Source organism: Sphingomonas sp. BK069 (genome assembly GCF_014193405.1).
Classification (GTDB): domain Bacteria; phylum Pseudomonadota; class Alphaproteobacteria; order Sphingomonadales; family Sphingomonadaceae; genus Sphingomonas.
This window is the reverse complement of sequence record NZ_JACHZH010000001.1, coordinates 403,621-428,411: the sequence shown is the minus strand read 5'-3', so window position 1 is coordinate 428,411 and position 24,791 is coordinate 403,621. Positions and strand designations below refer to the sequence as shown.

The window sequence follows — 24,791 nt, the reverse complement described above, 5'->3', positions numbered from 1 at the left end:
CTATCGACCGGCGCGCGCGGTGACAACGCGCTTGCTGGCCGGCGTCACCGTCACAGGTTAGTCGTCCGGCACCAGCGATACTGCGCACCGGCGCGCAGGTCGGTGTAGCTGGTGCGGCTGTCCACCCGGATCTTGAGCCGCTCGGCGGCGCGATACTGGCGCGGCCCGCCATATTGCACGCAGCTCTGCCGCAGCGTGTAGCGCTGGCCGATGCGGGCGAGGACGCGCGCGTGGCACTGACCGGCCTTGCTCGAGCCGATCCCGTCACCCTGATAGTCGCGCAGCGCCACGTTGGGTGCGCCGCGGCACGGCCTCCCGGCCTCGACGTAATAGCCGCGGGTGAGCGGCAGCGTGTCGGCGAGCGCAGGGGCCGGTAGCAGCAGCGCGAGGACGGCGGGGAAGCGGATCGTTCGCATCGCGACACGAACGGCGGTGCCGCCGAAAGGGTCCCGCGGCATCGCGGCCGGGACCTCCCATCTTCTGGTTCGAGCGGTACCCCCCGGGCGTCATCCTGAACTCGTTTCAGGATCCACCGTCCGGCAGGCACCGCCGCCGCTGAGTATGCGGCGCGGTGGATCCTGAGACGAGCTCAGGATGACGGCGGGAGGAGAGGCGCGAGCTTCCACCCCCCGGTTGATCCCCCGCGCCCTTGCCCCTATCGACCGCGGCAACGCTTCTCAGCAAGGACACCGGCATGGCCAAGATCAAGGTGAAGACGCCCGTCGTGGAGATCGACGGCGACGAGATGACTCGCATCATCTGGGAGTGGATCCGCGAGCGCCTGATCAAGCCCTACCTCGACATCGATCTCGATTATTACGACCTCGGCATCGAGCATCGCGACGCGACCGACGATGCCGTCACGGTGGAGAGCGCCAAGGCGATCCAGAAGTATGGCGTCGGCGTCAAGTGCGCGACGATCACGCCCGACGAGGCGCGCGTCGAGGAGTTCGGCCTCAAGAAGATGTGGCGCTCGCCCAACGGCACGATCCGCAACATCCTCGGCGGCGTGGTTTTCCGCGAGCCGATCGTGATGAAGAACGTGCCCCGCCTGATCCCGGGCTGGACCCACCCGATCGTGGTCGGCCGTCACGCCTTCGGCGACCAGTACAAGGCGACCGACTTCAAGGTGCCCGGCAAGGGCAAGCTGACGATGAAGTGGGAGGGCGAGAGCGGCGAGACGATCGAGCACGAGGTGTTCGATTTCCCCTCCGCCGGCGTCGCGATGGGCATGTACAACCTCGACGAGTCGATTCGCGACTTCGCGCGCGCCTCGCTCAACTACGGGCTAGGCCGCAACTGGCCGGTGTATCTCTCGACCAAGAACACCATCCTCAAGGCCTATGACGGCCGCTTCAAGGACATCTTCGCCGAGGTGTTCGAGAGCGAGTTCGTCGACCAGTTCAAGGCCGCGGGCATCGTCTACGAGCACCGCCTGATCGACGACATGGTCGCCTCCGCGCTGAAGTGGAACGGCGAGTTCGTCTGGGCCTGCAAGAACTATGACGGCGACGTCCAGTCCGACCAGGTCGCGCAGGGCTTCGGCTCGCTCGGGCTGATGACCTCGGTGCTGATGACGCCCGACGGCAAGACGATCGAGGCCGAGGCAGCGCACGGCACCGTCACCCGCCACTATCGCCAGCACCAGCAGGGCAAGGCGACCTCGACCAACCCGATCGCCTCGATCTTCGCCTGGACCGGCGGGCTCAAGTATCGCGGCAAGTTCGACGGCACGCCCGACGTCACCCGCTTCGCCGAGACGCTGGAGCAGGTCTGCGTCGAGACGGTCGAGAGCGGCGACATGACCAAGGATCTCGCGATCCTGATCGGGCCGGACCAGAAGTGGATGACGACCGAGCAGTTCTTCGAGGCGGTGCGCGTCAACCTCGAGAAGAAGATGGCCGCCTGGGCCTGAGCTGACAGAGGGCGGCGCGTTCCGGTGCGCCGCCCTGCTGGATCTTTATACGTGCGCGAGGCAGGGTGCGGAGCGCGGATGCGTCGCCTGTCCCTCCGCGACATGGCCGGAACGGAAGGAGCAACGAGGGCTCGTCGCCGTCCTCCCCTTCGACGATCCTTCGTCATCCCCGCGAAGGCGAGGATCCATGAACGCCGGCGTCGCGGCTCCTTCTCAGGTCCGCGCGTCTGGATTACCGCCTTCGCGGGAATGACGGGCTTGGGCGATCGGCAGCGGGTGACCGGCGACGACCGCCCCATCCGCGCGGCCCCGGCACTTTTTCTCGCCGCGCTGCGCGACAAGCGCGACCGATCCCGCTTACAACCCACATCATGGCAATCGGACTTCAGAATGAGGGCTTCAGCGACGCGCTCGTGATCCTCGGCGCGGCGGGGCTGGTCATTCCGGCGTTCGCGCGCTTCCGCATCAGCCCGGTGATCGGGTTCATCCTCGTCGGCGTGCTCGTCGGTCCGGCCGGGCTCGGCGCGCTCGTGCCGCGCGCGCCCTGGCTCTACTATCTGACCATCTCCGATCCCGAGGCGATCGAGCCCTTCGCCGAGTTCGGCATCGTGCTGCTGCTCTTCTCGATCGGGCTCGAACTCTCCTTCCGGCGCCTGTGGGCGATGCGACAGCTCGTCTTCGGCACGGGGTCGATGCAGCTGCTCGGCTCGTCGCTGCTGATCGGCGTGACGCTCCACTATCTCGGCCAGGACTGGAGCGGCTCGGCCGGGCTCGGGCTCGCGCTGGCGCTGTCGAGCACCGCGCTGGTACTGCCGCTGGTCGGCACGTCCAGCCCGGTCGGGCGCGGCGCCTTCGCCATCCTGCTGTTCCAGGACCTCGCGCTGGTGCCGATCATCTTCGCGCTGGGCGCCATGGCACCGACCGCCGCGGCCGGCTGGGCCGGCATCGCGGGGGTCGCGCTGCGCGGCTCGCTCACCGTCGTGGCGATGTATGTCGGCGGGCGGCTGGTGCTGCCGCGGCTGTTCGCGCAGGCGGCGCGAACCAAGAGCCCCGAGCTGTTCCTCGCCGCCTCGCTGCTGGTCGTGATCATCGCCAGCGTGGCCACCACCGCGGCCGGGCTGTCGCCAATCGTCGGCGCGCTGCTCGCCGGGCTGCTGATCGCGGAGACCGAGTATCACAGCGAGGTCGAGGTGATGACCGCGCCGTTCAAGGGCCTCGCGCTCGGCGTGTTCCTGATCACCGTGGGGATGAGCCTCGACCTCAAGCTGATCCTCGCCAACTGGGGGTCGCTGCTCGCCGCGGTGATCGGGGTGGTGAGCGCCAAGACGGTGGTGACCTACCTGCTGCTGCGCGTCGCCAACGCGCGCCGCGGCATCGCGCTGGAGACCGGCCTCTTGATGGGCAGCCCGTCGGAGACGACGCTGATCGTGCTCGCCACCGCGGCGCAGGCCCAGCTGATCCTCGGCTCCACCGCCGCCTTCTGGCAGACCGTCACCGCGATCGGGCTGACGATCACGCCGCTGCTCGCCAAGCTGGGCCGCGTCGTGTCGCGCCGGATTGAGGGACGCGACCCGCTGCCCGACGCGGTCTCGGCCGAGCAGGGAACGCGCGCGGTGGTGTTCGGCTTCGGTCGCGTCGGTCAGCTCGTCGCCGACATGCTGGCGCGCCACCAGCAGCCGTTCGTCGCGGTCGAGGCCGACATCGACGCGGTCGCGGAAGCGCGCGCCGCGGGCTATCCGGTGGTGTTCGGTGACGTCTCGCGCGCCGAGCTGATCGATCGGCTCGACCTCGCCAGCGCGCGCGCGCTGATCCTGACGATGGACGATCCCGTGCTGACGGTGCGGCTGGCGCGGCGGCTGCGCGAGGCTTTCCCCGAGCTACCGATCATCGCGCGCGCGCGCGACACGGTCCACGCCGCCGAGCTGTACAAGGCCGGCGTCACCGACGCCGTCCCCGAGACGCTGGAGAGCTCGCTGCAGCTGTCCGAGGCAGTGCTGGTCGATCTCGGCGTCGCGATGGGGCCGGTGATCGCCTCAATCCACGACAAGCGCGACGAGCTGCGCCAGACGATCCGGCGCGTCGCGATGCTCGACCGTGAGCCGCGCATCCGCCGGCTGCGGCGTAGCGACGAGATCGAGCCGGCCTGACCCGCAATGCTGATCAGCCGCGATTTCGCCGCAGAAACGGGCTAGCGGGCGCGCGATGAGCCCGTCTCCCGCCTCTCCTGCCGCCGAGGGCAGCACGCCGTCGCCACGCGTCGCTTTCTTCAGCGGCAACTACAATTACGTCCGCGACGGCGCCAACCAGGCGCAGAACCTGCTGGTCGGCCACCTGCTCGACCGCGGCGTGGCGGTGCGCGTCTACTCGCCGACCACGCCGACCCCGGCGTTCGAGGCGCGCGGCACCGTCGTCGACGTGCCCGCCATCCCGATGCCCGGCGGGCGCGGCGAATATAAGCTCGGGCGCGGCCTGCCCGCGCGCCCGCGTCGTGACCTGGAGGCGTTCGACCCCAATATCGTCCATGTCTCGTCGCCCGAGTTCCTCGGCCACGCCGCGGTGACCTGGGCGCGGCGACACGGCATCCCGGTGGTGTCGGCGGTGCACACGCGCTTCGAGACCTATTTCGAATATTACGGCCTCGCGGTCGTGCAGCCCGCGATCAAGTGGATCCTGCGCCGCTTCTACGATCGCGCCGACCGCGTGCTGGTGCCGACCCCGTCGATGGCGGAGGTGATCCGCGGGCTCGGCGTGACCACGCCGGCGTCGCTCTGGGGCCGCGGCGTCAACCATCGCCGCTTCCACCCGTCCGCGCGTGATCTGGCGTGGCGACGCTCGCTCGGCATCGCCGACGACGAACTGGCGATCGGCTTCCTCGGGCGGCTGGTGCTGGAGAAGGGGCTCGGCGTCTTCGCCGACGTGCTCGCGCGGCTCGACGCCATGGGGATCAGGCACCGCGCGCTGATCGTCGGCAAGGGCCCCGCGCGCGACTGGTTCGCCGAGCGCGTCCCGCAGGCCGCGTTCGCCGGGTTCCAGAGCGGCGACGACCTCGGCCGCGCGGTGGCATCGATGGACCTGCTGTTCAACCCGAGCGTCACCGAGACCTGGGGCCAGGTGACGTCGGAGGCGATGGCGGCGGGCGTGCCGGTGGTCGCGGCGCGCGCGACCGGCGCGGTCGACCTGCTCGACGACGGCGTCACCGGGCTGCTGGTGACGCCGCAGGACGTCGAGGGCTATGCCGCCGCAATCGCGACGCTGGCGCGCGACCCGGCGCGGCGCGAGGCGATGGGCGCGGCCGCGCACGAGCACGCCAAGAGCTTCCGCTGGGACACCGCCAACCAGGCGGTGCTCGACGTGTATCGCGAGCTGCTCGCGGGGCGGTAACGCAGTCGGCGCGGTCGACTACTCTCACGCGCGAGCCTTCCAGCTAGCCGTGCCCCGGCGAAGGCCGAGGCCCGGTTGGGAAGGCCGAAGTGAGAGCCACCAGCGTCCCCCAAACTGGGCCCCGGCCTACGCCGGGGCACGAGGCGAGATGGGTAGTGAGAACGTCCCCTGTCACCCCTCCTGCCAGTCGAAGGTCAGCGGCGCCTCGCGGAAGGCGAAGCGGTCGAGGTGGCTCGACACCACCTCGCGCATCCGCGCGACATCCTCGCCCTCGGGCACGGTGAGCACCACGTCGAGCGTCTCGCTGTCCGCGCGCATCGCCAGGCGCGCACCATTGGGGAAGTCGATCTCGCCCTCCTCAGCGGAAAAACGGACCGTCATCTTATGGCTCCAGTGCTTGGCGAGCTGCTGGAGATAGCGGCTCGCCGAGTGCGTCGGCACGCGCGCGACCGAGACGCTCACTTCCGCCGCTCGATCGTCTGCGCCAGCTCGTCGATCAGCGCGGCGACCTGGAACATTTCCTCTTCGTCCGCCGCGCCGTGCAGACGGTTCTGCACCGCGTGGCGCAGGTTGTGGAGCGCGCGCCGTACCGGGGCATGATCGCCGCGCGACCGCTCGGCGCCCAGCCCCGCGAGCCGCTCCAGCAACATCGCCACCTGCGCCTCATTCTCGGCGAGGTGCGCACGCCCACTCGCGGTGGCGGCGAAGCGCTTGCGCGCGCCCTCGCTTGCCTGTTCCTCGATCTGCTCCATCTCGGCCAGCATCGACAGCGCGGGATAGACCACGCCCGGGCTGGGCGCATAGGCGCCGCCGGTGAGGTCCTCGATCGCCTTGATCAGCTCATAGCCGTGGCGCGGCGCGTCCGCGATCAGCTTGAGCAGCACGAGCCGCAGCTCGGCGCCGTCGAACATCCGCCGCCGCCCGCCGCCGCCGCGCGCCGCCTCGTCCCAGCGTGTCGCGAACTCCGCCGCGACCCGCTCCCAGCCGCCGCCGCGACCGCCGCGCGGCCCGCAGCCGCGCCCCATGCCGCCGTGGCGACCGTGGCCATACATATGTCCAAACATCATCGACTCCTCGTTACGATGCGCTCAAGATATATCGTGAGACCATGTCGTCAAGATGCCTTGCGATATATCGCGAGATCACGAGATGACGGGCTGGCCACGCGCGCCTACATCGGCGCGATGGCCGACCTGTTCGCCGGGCTCGACCCGGCCGTTCCCTCCGATTTGCCCGCCGCGGCTGACGCGCCGCTCGCCGACCGGCTGCGCCCGCGCGCGCTCGACGAGGTCGTCGGGCAGGCCCATCTCACCGGCGCCGAGGGCGCGATCGGGCGGATGGTGGCCGCGGGCCGGCTCTCGTCGATGATCCTGTGGGGGCCGCCCGGCACCGGCAAGACCACGATCGCGCGGCTGCTCGCCCAGGCGGTGGGGCTGCGCTTCGCCGCCATCTCGGCGGTGTTCTCGGGCGTCGCCGACCTCAAGAAGGCCTTCGCCGAGGCGCGCGACCATGCCCGGCTGGGCAAGCGCACCCTGCTCTTCGTCGACGAGATCCACCGCTTCAACCGCGCGCAGCAGGACGGCTTCCTTCCTTACGTCGAGGACGGCACGGTGACGCTGGTCGGCGCCACCACCGAGAACCCGTCGTTCGAGCTCAACGCCGCGCTGCTCAGCCGCGCGCAGGTGCTGATCCTTCACCGGCTCGACCGCGCCGCGCTGGAGCAGCTGATCGCGCGCGCCGAAACCGAGGTCGGCCGCCCGCTCCCGCTCGACGCGGCCGCGCGCGACGCGCTGGTGGCGAGCGCCGACGGCGACGGACGCTTCCTGCTCAACCAGGTCGAAACACTCTTCTCGGTCGACCTGCCCGCCCCGCTCGACCCGGCCGGCCTGTCGAGCTTCCTCCAGCGCCGCGTCGCGGTCTATGACAAGGACCGCGAGGGGCATTACAACCTCATCAGCGCGCTGCATAAGTCGATCCGCGGCTCGGACCCGCAGGCGGCGCTCTATTATCTCGCGCGGATGCTCACCGCCGGCGAGGAGCCGCTCTACCTGCTGCGCCGACTGACGCGCGCCGCGGTGGAGGACATCGGGCTGGCCGACCCGCAGGCGCTGGCGCAATGCCTCGCCGCCAAGGAGGCCTATGATTTTCTCGGCTCCCCCGAGGGCGAGCTGGCGATCGCGCAGGCCTGCGTCTATCTCGCCACCGCCCCCAAGTCGAACGCGGTCTATGCCGCGCAGAAAGCCGCGTGGAAGGTGGCGCGCGAGACCGGCTCGCTGATGCCGCCCGCCAACATCCTCAACGCGCCCACCAAGCTGATGAAGCAGATCGGCTATGGCGCGAACTACGAATATGACCACGACAGCGAGGGCGGCTTCTCGGGCGCGAACTACTGGCCCGACGAGCTACCGCCGCAGCGCTTCTACGCGCCGACCGATCGCGGCTACGAGAAGCGCGTTGCCGAGCGGCTCGCCTGGTGGGATGAGCGGCGGCATGCGCACCGCGACTAAGCTCCTCCCGTTCGCCCTGCTCGCGATCCCCGCCGCGGCGCAGTCGCCGCAGTCGGCGCGATACGACGACCATCAGCGCTACGCGCGCGCCATCGCGGCGGGGTACAAGGCCTATAATCTGTGCGACGGGCTGTTCACCGCGGGCCGCAGCGAGCGCCAGGTCGAGGCGTTGGAGCTACGCGGCATCTATCCGGAATATGACGCCCTCGTGCCGACGCTGGCGGCGCGGATCGACCGTGCCGGACGCACGGTGAGCGTCGCCTTCGATCCCGCGCAGCCGCCGCGGCACGCCAGCTGGGCAGCGGGCGCGGGCTGCACGCTCGCGCCGATCGGTGCCGAGGCGATCGCGCGCGCCCCCGCGCCCGGCCTGCCGCGCGCTCCCGGACCCGACCCGCGGCGGTGGCCGCTCGGCGACGCGAATATCGCGCCCCGCCCCGCGCCCGCGCTCGCCGGCGCGGTGGCGCGCGCGTTCGAGGGCGCGTACGGGCGCGGCACCGAGACGCTGGGCGTCGTGGTGCTGCGCGACGGGCAGGTGGTTGCCGAGCGCTACCGCGACGGCTTCGGACCCTATGTCCCCAACCGTACCTGGTCGGTGGCGAAGAGCATCACCGGCACGCTGGTCGGCATGAGCGGAGTCGACCCGCTGCGCCCCGCGACCGTGCCTGAATGGCGCCGCGCGGGCGACCCGCGCGCGCGGATCACGCTCGACCAGCTCCTGCGGATGAGCTCGGGGCTGCACAGCGACACCGCCGGCAACCGCACGGACGCGCTGTATTTCGGCGGCACCGCCGTGACCGAGCAGGCCACCGGCTGGCCGCTGTCGTCGCGCCCCGGCACGCACTTCCGCTACGCCAACAACGATATCCTGCTCGCGGTGCGCGCGCTGCGCGCGTCGCTCGGCGAGGCACGCTATCGCGCGCTGCCGGCGCGGCTGCTCGCGCCGCTGGGCATGCGGCACACCGTGATCGAGTCGGACTGGCAGGGCAATTACCTGCTCTCCAGCGCGGTATGGACCACCGCGCGCGACCTCGCGCGGCTTGGTCAGTTCTGGCTGCAGGACGGCGTGTGGGAGGGGCGGCGGCTGCTGCCCGCCGGGTGGATGCGCTACATGACCACGCCGCGCCTGCCCCAGCCCGAGCGCGACGAGGGCTATGGCGCCTCGATCTGGCTGTTCGGCGCGCGCCAGGGGCTGCCCGCGGGGAGCTACTCCGCACAGGGCAATCGCGGGCAATATGTCATGGTGGTGCCGTCCGAGCGGCTGGTGGTGGTCCGCCGCGGCGAGGACCCGACCGGCGCGCGCTTCGACGTCGCGCGCTTCACCGCGGACGTGATCGCGGCGCGGTGAGCGCGCCGCCGCCCGGCCGCTTCACCGAGTTCGTCGCGATCGACTGGTCGGGCGCGCGCGGGCGCCGCCACCGCGGCATCGCGGTGGCGCGCTGCGGCCTCGGCGACGACGCGCCCGTGCTCGTCGCCCCGGCGGAGCGCGAATGGTCGCGACAGGAGGTGCTCGACTGGCTGATGGTGCGGCGCGACCGCGCCATGCTGGTCGGCTTCGACTTCAGCTTCTCCGCGCCCTTCGTCGCGCGCGGCGCGCATCTGCCCGGCGAGACCGAGACGCGCGACGCGCCCGCGCTGTGGCGCTACGTCGACGCGGCGAGCGCGGACGAGGACCTCGGCGCCGCCTCCTTCCTGGAGGCGCGGCGCGGGCGTCATTTCTATCTCGGCGCGGCCGACGGCGCCAAGCGCGATTTCCTCCACTGGCGCGTGTGCGAGGTGGCGCACGACGGCAGCACCAAGCCCTCCACCGTCTATGACGCGATCGGCGCCGCCCAGGTCGCCAAGGCGAGCTTCGCTGGCATGCGCCTGCTCCATCACCTCGCCGGGCGCGCCGCGGTGTGGCCGTTCGACGCGGTGCCGCCGTCGGGCGCGCTGGTCGTCGAGATCTATACCGCGATCGCGGCACGTGCGGCGGGGCTGCGCAAGGGGCGGAGCAAGCTGCGCGACGCCGCCGCGCTCGACGCCGCGCTGGCGGCGCTCGGCAGTGCGGCCCACGCGCCGCTCGCGCGCTACGACGACCATGCCACCGACGCGATCCTCGCCGCCGCCTGGCTGCGCGCGCGCGTCAACGAACCCGGTCTGTGGCGACCCAAGGGGCTCAATGCGGCGGTGGCGCGGACCGAGGGCTGGACCTTCGGCGTCGGCTGACGCATGAGGGCCGCCGCGCCGGTTTAGCTCAGCTGGTAGAGCAGCGGTTTTGTAAACCGAAGGTCGCGGGTTCGATCCCTGCAACCGGCACCACGCCTGCACCTGATTTCAGTCAATTGGGGCAGCGTTAACCTCGATCCTGGCGGTCGGAGCGGCCACTGCCGCTCGGCACGATCGGCGGCACAATCTGTTCCCCATCCATTCTACTGGCTTCGCAGTCGAGGTCCGCCGTGAGCGTGCGTCAGCACCTCACGCCCATCTCGCACGCCTAGCGACGACCGACTGCGTGTCGGCCGGCGTCTTCGTGCGCCTTTCGTCTTCCAAACGGGAGCCGGTCGATGACCTTTACGCTCGCTGAAGCCGCCGCCTGTGCAGCAGGCAAATTCGCTGACATAGTTCATGCCGATAAGAACTGCTCATCATCCAGACGCAAGCCGGCCGCGGCGGCACGCCGGGGCAGTCTGGAAGAAGGCTCCTTCGAAGAAACGTTCTTCCGCGCACCCAGCCCGGGCGAGGTTTATTCGCTCTCGAGATTGGCGCGGAGTCTCTGCGATCAGGGACGCGTCCTGACCAGAGAGGCACGCAGTCTGAAGCGGAAGCTATCCGTTCGCGAACGATCGGTAGCCAAGATGACGGCGCTGATGCTGCGGGTCTATGACGAGTTCCTGAAGCTGGCGAGAACCTGCAACGGCCGCATCTTCCCGTCCTACGAGTGGCTCGCGAAGGCAGCCGCGGTATCGATCTCGACCGTAGCCGAGGCCATTAAGGTCTTCGTCGAGGTCGGCCTGCTCGATCGCCAGCGCCGCTTCCGCATGGTGGCAGTCGAGGGAGGTGGCACGCGCTATGCGCAAACCTCTAACGCCTACCGCGTGTGCGTGCCCCAACGCGTGCTCTCGCTGCTGCCGCGGGCGTTCCGGCCCGCGCCAGCGCCGCACGGCACGGTTTCGTCGCAGCACGAGCAGCCTGCCGACGAGGATGCGTACGGCGATGCGCCCCGGCCTCAATCTGCTCCGGGCCAGCTGAACAAGAGTCCACTGTTAAGGGCCCTGGCGGACCTGCGTGACGCGATCGAACGACGAGCGAGCGATTCTGAATTTCGGACGCAAAGTTGATTGGAGATTCTTAGTCTAGCTTAAGCAGGCTCGCTCTCCGCAGCATCGAACCGAGATGCTTGCTGTGTGAAGCATCAACGCGCCAGCGCCACAGATAGGGCGTGCTGACGTGATCCTTGATCTGCGACCATTCTATAATGCTCTAGAGTCTCGTGATTTGCTGACGCTGGCAAGCGTGAGATCGATAAGTGGCGTGGAAGCGCTACAAAAATCGTGGTGGAAGGTAGGATGGCTAAGCGCCGAAAACTACGTCGTCGTAAGGATGGCAGCATAGCAGATGGACGGCTCGATCCGCAGCAGGCCGACGGTGCTTATAGGGTCAACATCGATAGCTATGAAGCGTTGATGATTGAGCAGTTCGCTAATGCGGCCAGGCGCGATTTAAGAGGACCGGTCGACCCTGACTTGCTGTTAAAAGGGCTTCAATTCAAACAACAATTCATGCCTTTTGAGGCCGCTGAGTGGCGGGCTATCGAAGAGCGGGAGAGCGTGCGCCTCCTTCGACAGCGCGATAACCGCTACAGCCGCGCGATCAGTAAACTGGTTCCTGACTCGTTCGCGGCGTTCGCGCTCGGCGAAAGGGTAGATGCGCTCGCCGCCTTTCTCGGCGACGAGGGCGCTTCCTACTATCGGATTGAAGAGGACGGCACGATCTGGGTGCATCCCGACCTGCTCGTATTCGCGGCAACGACCCCGCTCAGCGAGAACCTGGAAGAAACTTTAACCTGGTCGCCGGAACAGGCGAGAGACGACGGGAGCGCGGGCTGAACGATGGGTCGGAGCCCGGGGCTACGCATGCTCGAACCGGTCCAGCACCGGTAGCGATTATGGCTAGCCGCCTTACTTCTGCGCGGACTCAAGGAAGCGCCGGTGGCTCGGCAGCGATGTGAGTTTCTCGCCCTGACGCGCGACTGGCTCGACGTTCGCCTGCCGTTGCACTGGACCATGGCAACGTCCTGGTTCGAGCACGCGATCGGAGACGCCGTTGTCGCCTTCGAGCCGCCTGGACGAGCAGGGTATCGGGCAGGTTTGAAGGCTGCCTCTCCAGTGAACTCCGGCTCGATATCCATCATCGGCGACAATCCGCGGTCGCTTGGCTGGTCACTGCTTTCGGCGACAGGCGGCGCGGCGGAGTGGGGCTGGAACGCTGCCGCTCATGGCTTCGATGTGGTGCAGGCCAACCGCATCGATGCCGCGCTCGATTTCCGATGTTCGCAGCGAACGTTCGACCGCCTCTTTGACGAGCTGACCGGCATCGTGAGAGTCGCTGGGTTGCGGCCCCACCCCGTGGGCGACGCCGAGTGGGGTCGCACCTGCTACGTTAACTGGCCTCGCAAGCTGAGGTACGAGCGCACCGGCAACGAGAAGGCGGCGACGTTCACCGGCCGTCTGTATGAGAAGGGCAAGGAACTGGGTCAGGATCCGGACTGGCGTCGGTTCGAGGTCGTGATGCGGCCGGATAAGCCGGAGAAGAAGGAGCGCGCATTCCTACTCGAGCCGCATGAGATCATCGGCAGCCCCGCCTGGTCTCGTTCGTTCCTCACTGCCATCGGCTATAATGAAGCCGTGAAGCCGGGGCGGGCGTCGCCGTTCGCGACGCCAGGGCCGGTCAGTATTGACGCTAGGGTGGCGAGACGCATGAAGACGCTGGCGCACATGGGCGAGCAATATGGCGAATCGGTACGCGAACTCGTCAACTTAATCGGCGAAGAAGAAACTCGCAGGCTGGTGGAGCTGGCCCTGTTCAGGCCGGTTATTGTCGATCCTAACGGACGCGAAATATCAGGTCCGGCCTTGATCCAGCGGGAGGCGCAGATCAGATGGGACAATGTTTTTGTTCCTAGTCTGCGTCGGCCTGTAAGCGCGGCTCGCCAGGGTTCGTGAAGATCACGAAGGTATGGAAAACGTGAAGGCTACTCGAGGCGCAGCCGCTCTGACCAAAATCGTCGGGCGGCCCAGCGAAATTTATCACATCAGCCTTGATACTTTTGGGCTATGATGGAAGCTCGATTGTGGAATGTACATGGATCAGCTCCACTCCGTCGCTGAAGTGCCACTAAAGCTTGAGGCGGCTGGGTCCAGTCGCTGTCCCGGTTGGCGCTCGATAGCGTATGTGACATCATGCGCCTCATGGATCCAACGCGCACACTCAATCCCCTGCCCTTCGAGCATTTAGATCCGCGAAGATTCGAGGATCTAGTGCGTCAACTCGCTTACGATTTTCGCCCGTGGCAAGTGCTGGAAGCGACGGGACGGAGCGGAGCGGACGCTGGTTTTGATGCGCGTGCAGTAGAGGTAGGACGCGCATCAGGTAGTGGCGTCGCTGACGGCGAGGACAAGGATGAGGCTGACTCGAGCGCGAGATTATGGCTCATTCAATGTAAGCGAGAACGCGCGATCGGACCAGCCAAGATAGTGAAGCATCTTGAGGATATACCTAAGATCAGCCTTGAGGATTTGCATGGTTTGATATTCGCTGCGGCATGTGATTTTTCTTTGGCGACGCGCGAGGCATGTCGGAATTGGTGTCGTAGGCAAGGCATCCAGGAAATTCATTTGTGGGGCCGGGGTGAAATTGAAGATCAGCTTTTCCAATCAAAAAACGACAATCTTCTTTTCGCGTACTTTGGCATCTCGCTTCACATTCGGCGACAAGGGACGGCAACTCGCATAAGACGTGAGATTGCACTCAAGCGCAAGATTAGGCAAGTTCAGGATCGGGCAACATGGCCGGGCGCGGCAATCATTCTTAGAGATCCGAGCGATGACCGCTATCCGCATGTCGATGCAGAAGGTTGGCGTCGAGGTGACTACCGATGGCGCCCGGTCTGGTCGTGTGGAGCTGGCACGGAAGGATTGCGAATAATTATTCGACAGCATTACGGTTATTTCGATCCAGATACCGGAAATTGGGATTTCGCTAGTGCATTTAATGCCTCTTATCCACGTGAGGCAGAGGATTTATGGATAATGCCTGAGGTTTTTGGAAATGCGCAGGAAATAGTCGAAGCTTGGTCATCCATGCCCCGTCGCAATCAAGTCCATTTTAGACTTATCGGAACGATACCATATAGTGAAATTATAGAAATCGATCAGGAGCCTGACGATTTTAGTGATTTACCGCTGGTGTACACTACGTTTAGGCCGTGGCCCAACCGAGGATTTGAGCCGCCTTATACCGAGCTAGTCACTCTTCAGGTAGAAACCTCATTACCGTACCAAGAGGTAGCTTGGATCCCGGAACGGCATGTCAGGGCGTTTCCAGAGTCGATGCGAGATTTGGATTGGGAAGCATCGTGGACGGAAAGAAATGGCTGGACGTTATCGGATTTAAAAGTACCATTTCCATCAAATTGAAAGGTAACACAATAAAATAGGCACGCCGGGTTTCAAAACGGCAATGCCACTTGAGCGCCCTCGCAAAGGGATGAGTCCCGTTATCCGTTCCAAGTGCGAACATTTTACTGTCTTGAGGTGCGCCGATGGGATCTGAACTTTTCGCACTGTCATTTGCGGTTCAACTAGCCCTTGGGGCGGGGTACTTAGCCTATCTCATCGCGTATGCTGGCATTCGCCAACATCACACGACCGCGGACGCAATATTCAAATCATTTGCATTTGGCGTTCCCGCAAGTGCTATGATGACGTACGGCTATCAGACGCCCGTGCTGACATCTCTAATTGCTTTCGCGCTGACTATTTCCGCGGGCGTTTGCTGGCGCTGGTTTGGAATGAACGCTTGGGCTGCCTTGGCTCGAAATGCCAAAATAAGTTGGGCGGACGATATTCCAAGTGCGTGGATCAGCATAACCGCTCAAGCAACCGGCGCCGCACCTTCTCAGGTTATCGTCGAAATGATCGATGGTCGGGTACTAATGTGCGATGATACGCGGGACTTCGAGAATGCTTATCAAGGCCCAGTCACCTTGGGGTTGATTGGGGATATAGCCCTGTATGTCACATCGGAGGAAAGACCGGACGGAAAATGGTTCGATAAAACCGATGTTATTCATGCCGAGGGTGACTTGCTGACTTACGTCCCGGTAGCTCAAATAAAGCGTGTTGAGCTTCGCTACCTTAGCGGGAAGGTTTCGCGGGCGGGGGCGACGGCTGCCGAGGTGGCGGGGGAGGAGGAGCCGGCGGTCTAGCTGAATCAGGAATGTATGGAGGGCGCTGAGCCACCTTTATCGACTCGGTTTCGCTGGCCTTTGGCCACCCGAGCCAGTGGTAGGCGGAGGGGCAACGGGGCGTGTGGATGCTCCTTCGTTACCATCGTTTCCACTGAAGGAGCCTGGACGTGAGCTAGGATTCGCGCGTTCACCACTTCGATCTCGGGTCATACGTTCACCTCGACGGTTTCGACGGTTTCGACGGTTTGCTGGTTGCGGCTGCTGCTGGCGGCGCAGCTGGTCTGGCAGAAAATTGTCCCCATTCGCTGTTACGCTCCGGTGGCAGCGGTCGAGTGCTCTTTTTCTCGTAACGGGGCGTATCGTCGTCGGTCATGTTCACCTCGAAGTCTGATGCTAACTCAAGCGTGTGCGCCCGTCGAATCGATAATGGTTCAATGCAGCACACTTACCGCTCACCGAATGGATGCCTGCCGTACTGTCGCATTAGAAGGTCGATTGCCTCGCCCATGAGCGCTTGAAGAGTGGTCTCGTTCTCGGCGGCGAGCACGTTGAGCGCACGGCTGACCTCAGGCGAGAAATAGGCGCTTACGGCTTTCTTGCCTCTTCTCGAGCTACTGGACGGTGCGGGTGCGGCGACACCGCTGACCTCAGCCGGGTCGATCGGTTTTGACCGGACCGAACGCTGCTCCTTCATGCCGCTGAACCTGCTCACTCCAGAGCTCCTTCACATTCGACGGCTGACCTCGCGTGCACGTAATCACGCGTCGACATGTTCACACGTCCACCTGCGCACGTGTCCACGTCCATAGCGTCGCAACTTCCTCGGCGGCCTTGCTGGTCGGCTCAAACTCGCTCGCGGTCCGCCCCTCTCCCGAACTGTGATGGTACGCGGCGCGTTGGGTGAGCATCACCGGTGCGACCGCGACCTTCCTTGTTTCGAGCCTGTCCGTTCCCTCGATAAGCTCGCGTGCTTCCCGATAGATCGCCGGGGCACGCGGCGGTCCGCCCATGAAGAGCACGAAGGCGGGTTTGTCCGCTGCCCTGACGAGGTCGGCCGTGGCTTCAATGGCCGCCAGGTCGAAGGCCTGGGGGCGGCACGGGATCAACACGAGGTCTGCTACCCGACATGCTTCACGCGCCATAATGTCGGCATGCGGCGGCGTGTCGATCACGACCAGCTCGGCGCCCAGCTCGCTGGCCTGCTGGACCTTGCGCGCGAGCAGCGCGTGCGCGGCGCAGTCGATGACGTCGGGCTCGCCCCCGCCGCGCCACTGGTACCACTGACTGGCAGTCGCTTGCGGGTCGGTGTCGAGGATCAGCGTCGCGAGACCTGACTGCATCGCGGCGACGGCGAGATGAATGGCGAGCGTCGTTTTTCCGGCGCCGCCCTTCTGGCTGATGATCGAGATGGTTCGCACGTGAACACTCCCACACGTGCCCATGTGGACACGCTCTCACGTCATCATAGGAACACGTGCACGCGCGGACGTGTGAACGCGCTCACGTTTAGCCCAACGTTGCTGACTCGCTCTGGCGATTGTGCGAGAACAACCGCTTGACGCTCCGTTCCGCCGCAGAGATTCTTCATGCGTCGGGCAGCTACAGGCCGCCCTCTGTGTCTCGCCACATAGTCGTTGGAAGGAAAGATGCATGGCCAGTGCAGCTGCGGACTCACGCCCTTTTGGAGCTGGCGGTGAGGGATTGTTCGTGAACATCAGCGGCAAGCTCGTCGAGCAGCGCTACGCTTCGCCTCATTACTATTCCGTGCTGCTGGTCGCGTCGTCCGATGAGTACGCCCATCCGGTGCCGTTCGAGATCCGCTCCGATCGACGGCTCGGCGATCTCAACTCGATCGTACGCGTGCGCGCCCAACTCGGTGGCTACTATCGTCGCTCGTACAAGGTGACCGACACGCAGACGGGCGAGATCCGCACGGTGCGCCCGGTGCAGATGACGCTCACCGCGGACCAGGACCCGTTCTGACGCCATGGCGACGAAGCAGTACGTCGTGGCGTGCCTACCGGCCGCGAATGGGATTGCTGTCGATCCGTGCGGCACGATCGATGGCCGACCCTACGCACCTGGCGTTGCCGAGGTTCCGGTGCTCTCCGCAGCGACGGTTGCCGCGGTCGAAGCGGCAGCGGCACCGTTCGACTATCGCGCCGCGGCGGAGTTCTGGGCCGCCTCGTTCGGCGCAGTGCTGCTGTTCTTCTGCCTCGGGCTCGCGGTTGGCTCGGTGCTGAAGGTGCTGCGTGGTTGAGGGGCTGCTCGTGCTCGTCGGTGCCGCGCTGGCGCTCGTGCTCGTCCTCCTGTCCTCGTTTCTCATCTGGGCGTGGGAGTGGCGCCGGTGAGGACCGCGCGCGGCGGTTTCCGCGCTGATCATGGAGCTGACTATGAGAAAGGTGTTCTCGGCGGGCGTGATGCTCGCCTCCATGCTGGCGGCTGTGCCGGCGTTCGCGGCCGACACGACTACGACGACGACTACGGCTCCGTCCTCCGCGGACGTGACGCGCATGCTTGCCGGCGTCGATTTCTCGAATGCCGAGGCGGGCATCATCTCGGCCGGCGGTCTCATCGCCGGGCTCATCGTGGTGGCGACCGCGGTGAAGTGGGCGCTCAAGTTCCTCAGGGCGTGAGGGCAAGGGGTCGGGCGAGAGCCCGGCCCCTTCGCGCATCAGGGAGGCGCGCATGACGCAGCAGGTCGCATGGGAGCTGATGCTGTTCGGGCACGGTATCGCGTGCGCGTTCGTCGCAGTTCTCGGGATGAAGGTGGGGATGACGGCGTGACGTTGCGCTTGCTGCGACGGCTACGCCTGGTGCGTTGGTGCCTTGTCGCCGCTTTCGCGATTCAGGCGCACCAGGCGTCGATCGCGAAGATGCCGTTCCCAGGTCGCGTCAACAATCTGCTCGGCGAGGCGATGGAGTCGCGCGCCGCTCGCATGGGTTTCAGCCTCGCCGATCCGCGCGTCGAGGGCACGCTGTCGGGTATGGGTGAGGCTGCGGCCGGGCTGGTCGAGGAGGTCGCGATCGGCGCCGCGGCCGGCACGGCGCTGACCTGGGGTGCGCTGATCCTGGGCGCGGTTCTGGTCGGCGCGGGCATCTGGTATCTGACGAGCGATCACGGCACGAGCGTGCGTTGCGATACCGCGGCCTCCTGCACGCTGATGCGCGGCAGCGCGTACGCGAAGCTGGGAGCGGGCGGGACCTACTATCACAGCGTCTCGGCGTTCAATCGCGACGTTTATTGCAGCGAGCCGGCCGGCTGCGCGGCTGAGGTCGTTACGCTACGCAACAACGATCACGGCAATTACGGGAGCGGCAAGACCTGGTCCGTCGGCGAGATGCGTGCCGTCTCCGGCGGGGTCGAATGGGACACGTACTTCGTCGATTCGGATGGCAAGCGGTACAAATCCTTCGATCCTATCGGTGCGAGTGGCCCTCTCAAGGCTTACTCGGGAACCGAATGCCTATCGGGCGTCGCAGTCGGATCGAACTGCGTCGATGTCGGGTCCGCACCGAGCGAGGTGAAGCCGCTTGAGCTGCCTGATCACCTACCACAGACCGAGCTCGACAAGCCGGCCGACCCGGCATTGATGGCGCAGGTCGCGAACAGGCTGTGGCAGAAGGCCGCCAACACGCCGGGATACAGCGGCTTCCCGTACACCGCGACCGATCCGATCACGACGGCGGACATGGAGACGCTGCGCGAGACGCGGCCTGATCTCTGGCCCACGGTCGGTGACCTTACCGCTCCTGTCGCGGAAGGCGCAGAGGCAGGCACGCAGCTCCAACGGGTCCCGCTGCCAGCGAACGGCACAAAGACCGCGACCGATCCCGGCTACGTGCCGGAGCCGGCCAAGGCCACGAACCCCGCCGCTGCCCAGCCTCTCGCCAACCTCGGTCCCGATCCTGGTACGCCAGCGCCAGACGCGACGGCCGACACACCGACCGCCAGCTCGATCCTCGATCCGATCTTCGACATGGTGCCGAAGCTCACCGGGCCATCGATCACGGTGCCGGCAGGTACCTGTCCGGTGTTCAGTGGCAAGGTGTACACCTGGGATCTCAAGATCGATCGCCACTGCGACTTCATCGCCGAGCATGCGGCCGCGATCTCGGCCGCGATGGTGCTGTGCTGGTCGATCGCGGCCACCTTCATCATCCTTCGCGCCTGAGAGGCACGCGCATGTACGGTATCCTCGTCTCCGCGCTGAACTACCTGCTTGCATGGGTCTTCCGTGCCATCGTCTTCAAGGCGATGATCTTCGGGGTGCTCTACTTCATCACCACCGAGTTCATGGCGGTGGTGACGGCGTACCTCGCCAACTCGCCGGCGGGCTCGTTGCAATCGTCGGTCAACGGGCTGAGCGGCGCGGTGCTCTGGGCGTTCGGCGTTTTCCGCCTCGACGTCGGGCTGCCGATGCTAGTCTCGGCCGCCGGTCTTGCCTTCGCGATCCGGCGCATACCCGTGATCGGCTGATGGCGATCACCGCCTACACGGGTGTGCCTGGCAGCGGAAAGAGCTACGCACTCGTCGCCGAGGTGATCGTGCCCGGAGTGCGCGCCGGCCGGCGCGTGCTCACCAACGTCGAGGGCATCAAGCCCGAGCTGGTGGCTGAGTACGTCCGCAAGAAGTGGCCGCGACTCGAGCACGTCGGCGAGGTGCAGCTGTTCGATCCGCACCGGACCCTCGAGCCGGGCTTCTGGCCGTCGGTCGACGAGCCGAACGCGCCCTCGCTGGTGCGGGCGGGCGACCTGGTCGTGTTCGACGAGGTGCGCATGTTCTGGCCGCGCCGCGGGCGCTTCCCGCCCTCCGTCATGAAGTTCCTGCGGTACCATCGCCACTTCGTGTCGGCGGAGACGCATCAGTCGACCGACATCGTGGTGGCGTCGCAACTCGCCACCGACTTCCACGAGGATTTCCGTGGCTGCATCGAACGCAGCTACAAGTTTCGTAAGCTGAAGGCGGTCGGGCTGGCGAAGCGCTACACCTGGCACACCTGGGAAGGCGCCGAGCAGCGCAAGGGCCAGTCGGTTGGCCGCGGCGGTGGGCGCTACCAGAACGAGATCTCAGCGCTTTACTCCAGCTACAAGGGTGGGGTCGGCAAGGAGGCTGCGACCGATCGGCGCGAGAACGTGCTGGCGCAGCCCAGGGTGCTGCTGATGATGGCGGCTACGATCGCGGTGCTGATCGCCTCGGTGTGGTTCCTGTGGTCGTTCTTCCACCCTCATCCGAAAAGCGAGCGGGCGTCTGCTACGGCGATCGTGGCGGCAGCTCCGCCGGTGGCGGTCACGCCGATCGGTGCGGTGCCGACTGACTCGGCGGCGGTGCCTACGGTCAACGGCGCGCCGCCTGTCTCGCAGGTCTGGCGCATTTCGGGCATGATCGAGACGCCGGGTATGCGGGTCGTCGTGCTCGTCGATCGAGCGGGCAACACCCGATACGAGGACCCGTCCGGCTTTTCGATGGTCGATGGCCGTCCCTCGGTGGGCATCATCGACGGGCAGCGCGTGCTGCCGATCGGCATGCAGGCCGCGTCCGCCTCATCCTCGCCGTTCGCAGGAGTGGTAAGATGAGGAAACTCGGGCCCTTGCTGGCGCTCGCGCTGGTCGCTGCCGCGCCTGCGCCGCCAGGCCATGTTTCGGTGCAGCTCGACGCGGTGCCTGTCTCCGAGCTGGTGACGATCCTGTACCGCGACGTGCTCCGCGTGCCCTATGTAGTGGCACCGGAGGTCTCGACCGATCGACGCACGGTCTCCGTGCGTCTGGTCGCGGCGCCTACTGAGGCGCGCGCCAAGGTCGTGGCCTACCTGCGGGCGATGGGCCTCGCGGTGGTCAGTGTCGATGGTGTCGATCAGATCGGCGCTGGAGCCTCTCAGGGCGTCGTAGGAGCGCTCGGTTCGCCTAGTCCTGGCATTGGTGCTTCGATTGCTCGGCAGCCGTTCTCCGCCGGTCCTGCGGCCAAGCGCGAGCCCGTGGACGTTGCGGTCTACGTGCCGCACTTCCGGTCGCCCAGCTTCCTGTCCGATATTCTGCGCGGTGTGTTGCCGGATCTCCGCTTCGGTACGCGACCGCAGGCGCAATCGGATGCGTCGGGTGTGCAGTCGGTGAACGAGCCGGATGCGCTGGTCTTCTCGGGGAGCAAATCGGACGTCGCGCACGCACGGGCGCTTCTCGACCAGCTCGACACCGAGCAGGGCGAGTTGACGGTGCGAGCGACGATCTACGAGGTGCAGACCGGACGTACGAATCAGTCGGCCCTGTCGATCGCGCTCTCGCTGCTTGGGGGGCGCTTGCTTGGCGGGTATCTGGCTGGTGGTCCTGTCTCGGACACGCTCGTGCGGCTTCGCACCGGCAACGTCGACGCCGTCGTGTCGGCGCTTAATTCGGACAACCGCTTCAAGGTCGTCACCTCTCCATCGGTGCGGGCTCGTTCGGGTACCGAGGCTGTCCTGAACTCCGGCTCCCAGGTTCCGGTTCTGGGTGCCGTGAGTTACCAGGGTCAGAATGGCTCGACGCCTGTGCAGTCGATCGAGTACCGCGACAGTGGCGTGATCCTGAAGGTTCGGCCGACGCTTCACCGCGATGTCATCGACCTGGATGTCGACCAGGAGATCTCGTCCTTCGCTCGAACGACGACGGGGGTTAACGCGAGCCCGACACTCAATAGGCGTTCTCTGACGAATTCGCTCTCCCTTCGGTCAGGGGAGTTGGTTGTCATGGGTGGGTTGACCGAAGATAGCGAGACTGCAACGCACTCGGGATTGTTCAAGGGGCTGATTGGGTCTCGGTCACGGTCGGCGGCGCGGACGGAAGTGCTGCTTGTCCTTCAGGTGACGGCGCTTGCCGGTAAGGAGACCTCTTCTTCCTGATGTGCTTTGTTCGACGCGCCGCAGGCCGTCAAATCGTTGACGTGCTTCGTCCCGACGCCTTTAGAACGCCCTCGTGCGCAGGCCGGGTCAAGGCAGCCCGCAGGGCTCCCCGAAGGGGTCGCCTTGACCTGGTTGAGCACGGGGGCATGCTGGGGTTATCGGGCAGTAGTCCCATGAAGTGCATCGCAATCGCTGTTTAGGCGGCGAGATGTAATGTTTCTTCAATTTAAGAAACTTCGGTCTCACAGCCTTGTCAGGCGGACTTGTAAATCTAAACCTTAAACGGACGAGCCACATGCGCGTAAACTGATTCAGTCACCTAAGGAATTTGAACACCTGCGGCAATGATGCTTTTCATTAAGATGTAAACATGAGAACCTACTGATACTGGCCATCTTCGTCCCTTTGGGTTATCGAGTGCTTCTGCGTGATTGATCGCGGCTCTGACCCTCGTAAGAAGTGGTTTAGGATCATAGTTCCCTTTTTTATAAGATCCATGAAGAGATCGGAAAAAGCCGTCAGCAGTCGTACTTTGGAGTTTTGCTGGAATGCTGCTGGTATAATGAAAGGATAACCATACTTCGAAGCACGGATTGCTTACAGCCAAATTGACCCTCTGAGACACACATTTGCGAGCGATGTCGGATATCATTTTTGGCGTCCATCTATCACGATCAATCACAAGCCAAAGTTCATCAGATGCGTCAAGTTCATATTCTTGCTTGAATTGATTTAGTCGTTCTAAAGTTGCTTCAGGTGAACTTTTTCCATCGACACAAGGGACTACGTGGAGCCTAACTCTTGTGGAGTGGAAAATATCAAAATAAATTGGCTCTGATCTCTCACCTTCAGTCGCGATGATAATGAGACGGGCGTCACGGACGGCTACAACGCGATCGAGAGGACGCTTTTTTCTACTAGTTAGCGCCACGAGATCTCTCCGACTTGCTTAATCCTAGATCGGCTGCGCTGCCGATAAAAGGAATGGCGCCGAAGCGGCCCGAGATATACCCTTTGCGAATATTTAAATCGTTTCGTACCTTCATCTCAGATAAAGAGTACAAATCTGAGCTCCCGTCGGGCTTCTTCTGAACAAACCAGAGCTCGTCACGGCGCAAAAGATCAAGCGACATTAGATATGTATTGTGGGTGGTAAAAACTAGCTGAGTAGAAGATGAGTTAACAAAGGATTGCACAAACTCATAGGCCAAGAGGGGGTGCAGCTTTCTGTCGAGCTCGTCTACCACATATACTCGTTCATCCCCTGCGTCGCTTATCATAGGCAATAGGTCAAAAAGTCGGCGCGTTCCAGAGGACTCTTCATCCAAGCTAAATTTAACAATATCACCATTCACATTTCTTCTAATTGACGCCACGTCTCGAACGTAGACCTGTCCCTCATCATCTTTTTCGATCTTCATCGACGAGCCTTCGTTTCCGCCAATTTCCATAGCAGAAGCATTATCTAGCTGCTCGACTTCAGACCGAAAAGAGGTTGGCATTGAATCTAGGATCGCAAGGTCAAGCTTCCTTCTATGGCTTTCAATCCGTTCGATACCGATGTCGCAGCGCATCATATACTCGCCGATAAACTTACGGAAGGTCTCTTCGTCGCTCATTCGATCAAACAACGCCGCATAAGACGATGTAGCGGAGACAGGAGTAAGAATATCGTCAAACCATTTAAAAGCTTGTGACGCTAAGCCAAGATCGTGATCGTCAGATTTGCTGATAAACGATTCAGTCGGCTTAAGGCTACTCCCCAATACCTTTATAAACAGTGGCATTCTGACGCCATCCGAAGGGCTGGGCAACGCGGACAGTGCCTTACCGGACGTTACAGTGGTCTTGAATTTATTATCTTCGGTGCGTTTAGTTGCACGTTCAAAAATTTTTTCTTCTTTTTTTGAGGCGTCGGTAGCAAATAGCCATTCTTCCGCGACATGATCCTTTTCTATGACGGTGCCATACTCAAAATCATGATTGTCGAACCGGAACTCCATGATCATTTTTGTTGGTTTTTTTGCAGAAGCAGGGTCAAGCTTGAAAGGGGCGTGGCGCCACCCTTTTCCGCGAACGTGCCGCTGAAGAGCGGTGATCGCTTCTACTAACTTTGATTTGCCATGTCCGTTTGCACCATAAACCGCTGCAATGCGTAGTGCGGCCGGCCTTCGTTCGTCATCTGTTCCGTATAAATGGTTTGGGTGTGAACGATCCGCCGTTGCGACGAGGGAGATGCTAGCCTCGTCGTTAAACGACAGATAATTCTCGACTGTAAAACGCAGCAGCATGGCTGTCCTAACTAGGTGGTCCCGCGCGCGGAAAAATCACGCATAGGGGTCATCTAGGCGCTCTCTCGCCAATTGCATATGGTCGATGTCGTGGAAATTTCTCGTCCAGCAAGGCTTGAGCCTTGGTCAGGCAGCGTCGTGCCTGTTTCATGCACTGGTTCAGTCTACGTGCTAACGCGATGTCGGTTGCGCCCGCAGCGGAGCGAGGACGCAACCGACGTAGCAGCGAAAACAGGTTCCTCCAGGTATCGCTGACGCTAGCCCCCGTTAGGTAATACGGGGGTCCTTCGTTACACGTGGTTGGAACTAGCTGTTTGACGAGGGGAGAAAACGATTGGTCGACGGGCCGAAATTAATGCGGTGTTAGTTACGTCGCCC

Annotated in this window: 25 protein-coding genes and 1 tRNA gene; 19 read left to right on the top strand and 7 right to left on the bottom strand. The window is 64.3% G+C overall.

All coding sequences use genetic code 11. The features are described from left to right. Window positions 1-50: 50 nt before the first annotated feature. Entirely contained in the window at window positions 51-458 is a 408-nt protein-coding gene (locus FHY02_RS02105) for a hypothetical protein (protein ID WP_183920014.1), read from the bottom strand. A gap of 236 nt (window positions 459-694) precedes the next feature. On the opposite strand from FHY02_RS02105, the gene FHY02_RS02100 reads away from it, so the two are divergent. The 3 genes from FHY02_RS02100 (at window position 695) to FHY02_RS02090 (ending at window position 5,296) form a co-directional block, all read left to right on the top strand. After that, window positions 695-1,915 (top strand): NADP-dependent isocitrate dehydrogenase, encoded by a 1,221-nt coding sequence (locus FHY02_RS02100; RefSeq protein WP_183920012.1) that lies wholly within the window; start codon window positions 695-697, stop codon window positions 1,913-1,915. Window positions 1,916-2,286: 371 nt separating this feature from the next. Further along, a complete protein-coding gene (locus tag FHY02_RS02095) occupies window positions 2,287-4,062 on the top strand; it encodes a cation:proton antiporter (protein WP_183920010.1) in 1,776 nt (591 codons plus the stop codon). A 55-nt stretch (window positions 4,063-4,117) separates the two neighbouring features. Then, a complete protein-coding gene (locus tag FHY02_RS02090; protein WP_183920008.1) occupies window positions 4,118-5,296 on the top strand; it encodes a glycosyltransferase family 1 protein in 1,179 nt (392 codons plus the stop codon). A gap of 171 nt (window positions 5,297-5,467) precedes the next feature. Here FHY02_RS02090 and FHY02_RS02085 read toward each other — a convergent pair whose 3' ends face one another. After that, window positions 5,468-5,758 (bottom strand): DUF2218 domain-containing protein, encoded by a 291-nt coding sequence (locus tag FHY02_RS02085; protein ID WP_183920006.1) that lies wholly within the window; start codon window positions 5,756-5,758, stop codon window positions 5,468-5,470. Then, the gene (locus tag FHY02_RS02080) at window positions 5,755-6,360 is read right to left on the bottom strand and encodes a PadR family transcriptional regulator (RefSeq protein WP_183920004.1); all 606 of its coding nucleotides are present in this window, start codon (window positions 6,358-6,360) and stop codon (window positions 5,755-5,757) included. Before FHY02_RS02080 ends, FHY02_RS02085 begins: the two co-directional genes overlap by 4 nt. 120 nt (window positions 6,361-6,480) lie before the next feature. Here FHY02_RS02080 and FHY02_RS02075 point away from each other — a divergent pair, with 120 nt between their 5' ends. From FHY02_RS02075 to FHY02_RS02035, 9 genes are all read left to right on the top strand, one after another. Next, window positions 6,481-7,803 carry a replication-associated recombination protein A gene (locus tag FHY02_RS02075; RefSeq protein ID WP_183920002.1) on the top strand — a complete coding sequence of 441 codons (1,323 nt, stop codon included), beginning with the start codon at window positions 6,481-6,483 and terminating at the stop codon, window positions 7,801-7,803. Then, window positions 7,787-9,148, top strand: coding sequence for a serine hydrolase (locus FHY02_RS02070; RefSeq protein WP_183920001.1), 1,362 nt, complete (start codon window positions 7,787-7,789; stop codon window positions 9,146-9,148). The genes FHY02_RS02075 and FHY02_RS02070 overlap by 17 nt, the downstream gene beginning before the upstream one ends. Beyond that, complete coding sequence (locus FHY02_RS02065; RefSeq protein WP_183920000.1) at window positions 9,145-10,008, top strand: hypothetical protein; 864 nt, start codon at window positions 9,145-9,147, stop codon at window positions 10,006-10,008. The genes FHY02_RS02070 and FHY02_RS02065 overlap by 4 nt, the downstream gene beginning before the upstream one ends. A 17-nt stretch (window positions 10,009-10,025) precedes the next feature. Continuing rightward, a tRNA-Thr gene (locus FHY02_RS02060) sits at window positions 10,026-10,101 on the top strand. Between the two features lie 245 nt (window positions 10,102-10,346). Continuing rightward, window positions 10,347-11,120 (top strand): helix-turn-helix domain-containing protein, encoded by a 774-nt coding sequence (locus FHY02_RS02055; protein WP_183919999.1) that lies wholly within the window; start codon window positions 10,347-10,349, stop codon window positions 11,118-11,120. 228 nt (window positions 11,121-11,348) lie between these two features. After that, entirely contained in the window at window positions 11,349-11,888 is a 540-nt protein-coding gene (locus FHY02_RS02050; RefSeq protein WP_183919998.1) for a hypothetical protein, read from the top strand. Between the two features lie 102 nt (window positions 11,889-11,990). Beyond that, window positions 11,991-13,004: a hypothetical protein gene (locus FHY02_RS02045; RefSeq protein WP_183919997.1), complete on the top strand. Its 1,014-nt coding sequence runs from the start codon at window positions 11,991-11,993 to the stop codon at window positions 13,002-13,004. Between the two features lie 237 nt (window positions 13,005-13,241). Beyond that, window positions 13,242-14,477, top strand: coding sequence for a hypothetical protein (locus FHY02_RS02040; RefSeq protein ID WP_183919996.1), 1,236 nt, complete (start codon window positions 13,242-13,244; stop codon window positions 14,475-14,477). 125 nt (window positions 14,478-14,602) lie between these two features. Next, entirely contained in the window at window positions 14,603-15,268 is a 666-nt protein-coding gene (locus FHY02_RS02035) for a hypothetical protein (RefSeq protein WP_183919995.1), read from the top strand. A 427-nt stretch (window positions 15,269-15,695) separates the two neighbouring features. On the opposite strand, the gene FHY02_RS02030 is transcribed toward FHY02_RS02035, so the two are convergent. Then, entirely contained in the window at window positions 15,696-15,962 is a 267-nt protein-coding gene (locus tag FHY02_RS02030) for a ribbon-helix-helix domain-containing protein (protein ID WP_183919994.1), read from the bottom strand. A gap of 61 nt (window positions 15,963-16,023) precedes the next feature. Then, window positions 16,024-16,668, bottom strand: coding sequence for a ParA family partition ATPase (gene parA / locus FHY02_RS02025; RefSeq protein ID WP_183919992.1), 645 nt, complete (start codon window positions 16,666-16,668; stop codon window positions 16,024-16,026). Between the two features lie 289 nt (window positions 16,669-16,957). Here parA and FHY02_RS02020 point away from each other — a divergent pair, with 289 nt between their 5' ends. The 7 genes from FHY02_RS02020 (at window position 16,958) to FHY02_RS01990 (ending at window position 22,122) form a co-directional block, all read left to right on the top strand. Continuing rightward, complete coding sequence (locus FHY02_RS02020; protein ID WP_183919990.1) at window positions 16,958-17,233, top strand: hypothetical protein; 276 nt, start codon at window positions 16,958-16,960, stop codon at window positions 17,231-17,233. A gap of 4 nt (window positions 17,234-17,237) precedes the next feature. Beyond that, window positions 17,238-17,510 carry a hypothetical protein gene (locus tag FHY02_RS02015; RefSeq protein ID WP_183921521.1) on the top strand — a complete coding sequence of 91 codons (273 nt, stop codon included), beginning with the start codon at window positions 17,238-17,240 and terminating at the stop codon, window positions 17,508-17,510. 121 nt (window positions 17,511-17,631) lie between these two features. Further along, the gene (locus FHY02_RS02010; protein ID WP_183919988.1) at window positions 17,632-17,886 is read left to right on the top strand and encodes a hypothetical protein; all 255 of its coding nucleotides are present in this window, start codon (window positions 17,632-17,634) and stop codon (window positions 17,884-17,886) included. A 102-nt stretch (window positions 17,887-17,988) separates the two neighbouring features. Next, window positions 17,989-19,425, top strand: a complete 1,437-nt coding sequence (locus tag FHY02_RS02005) for a hypothetical protein (protein WP_183919987.1) — start codon at window positions 17,989-17,991, stop codon at window positions 19,423-19,425. Between the two features lie 11 nt (window positions 19,426-19,436). Beyond that, window positions 19,437-19,730 carry a DUF2523 family protein gene (locus tag FHY02_RS02000; RefSeq protein ID WP_183919986.1) on the top strand — a complete coding sequence of 98 codons (294 nt, stop codon included), beginning with the start codon at window positions 19,437-19,439 and terminating at the stop codon, window positions 19,728-19,730. Beyond that, window positions 19,730-20,827, top strand: coding sequence for a zonular occludens toxin domain-containing protein (locus FHY02_RS01995; protein WP_183919985.1), 1,098 nt, complete (start codon window positions 19,730-19,732; stop codon window positions 20,825-20,827). Before FHY02_RS02000 ends, FHY02_RS01995 begins: the two co-directional genes overlap by 1 nt. Then, window positions 20,824-22,122, top strand: a complete 1,299-nt coding sequence (locus FHY02_RS01990; RefSeq protein WP_183919984.1) for a type II secretion system protein GspD — start codon at window positions 20,824-20,826, stop codon at window positions 22,120-22,122. The genes FHY02_RS01995 and FHY02_RS01990 overlap by 4 nt, the downstream gene beginning before the upstream one ends. A gap of 319 nt (window positions 22,123-22,441) precedes the next feature. On the opposite strand, the gene FHY02_RS01985 is transcribed toward FHY02_RS01990, so the two are convergent. Both FHY02_RS01985 and FHY02_RS01980 read right to left on the bottom strand, forming a co-directional pair. Next, window positions 22,442-23,053: an RloB family protein gene (locus FHY02_RS01985; protein WP_183919983.1), complete on the bottom strand. Its 612-nt coding sequence runs from the start codon at window positions 23,051-23,053 to the stop codon at window positions 22,442-22,444. Beyond that, window positions 23,040-24,413 carry an ATP/GTP-binding protein gene (locus FHY02_RS01980; RefSeq protein WP_183919981.1) on the bottom strand — a complete coding sequence of 458 codons (1,374 nt, stop codon included), beginning with the start codon at window positions 24,411-24,413 and terminating at the stop codon, window positions 23,040-23,042. Before FHY02_RS01980 ends, FHY02_RS01985 begins: the two co-directional genes overlap by 14 nt. Window positions 24,414-24,791 lie beyond the last annotated feature (378 nt).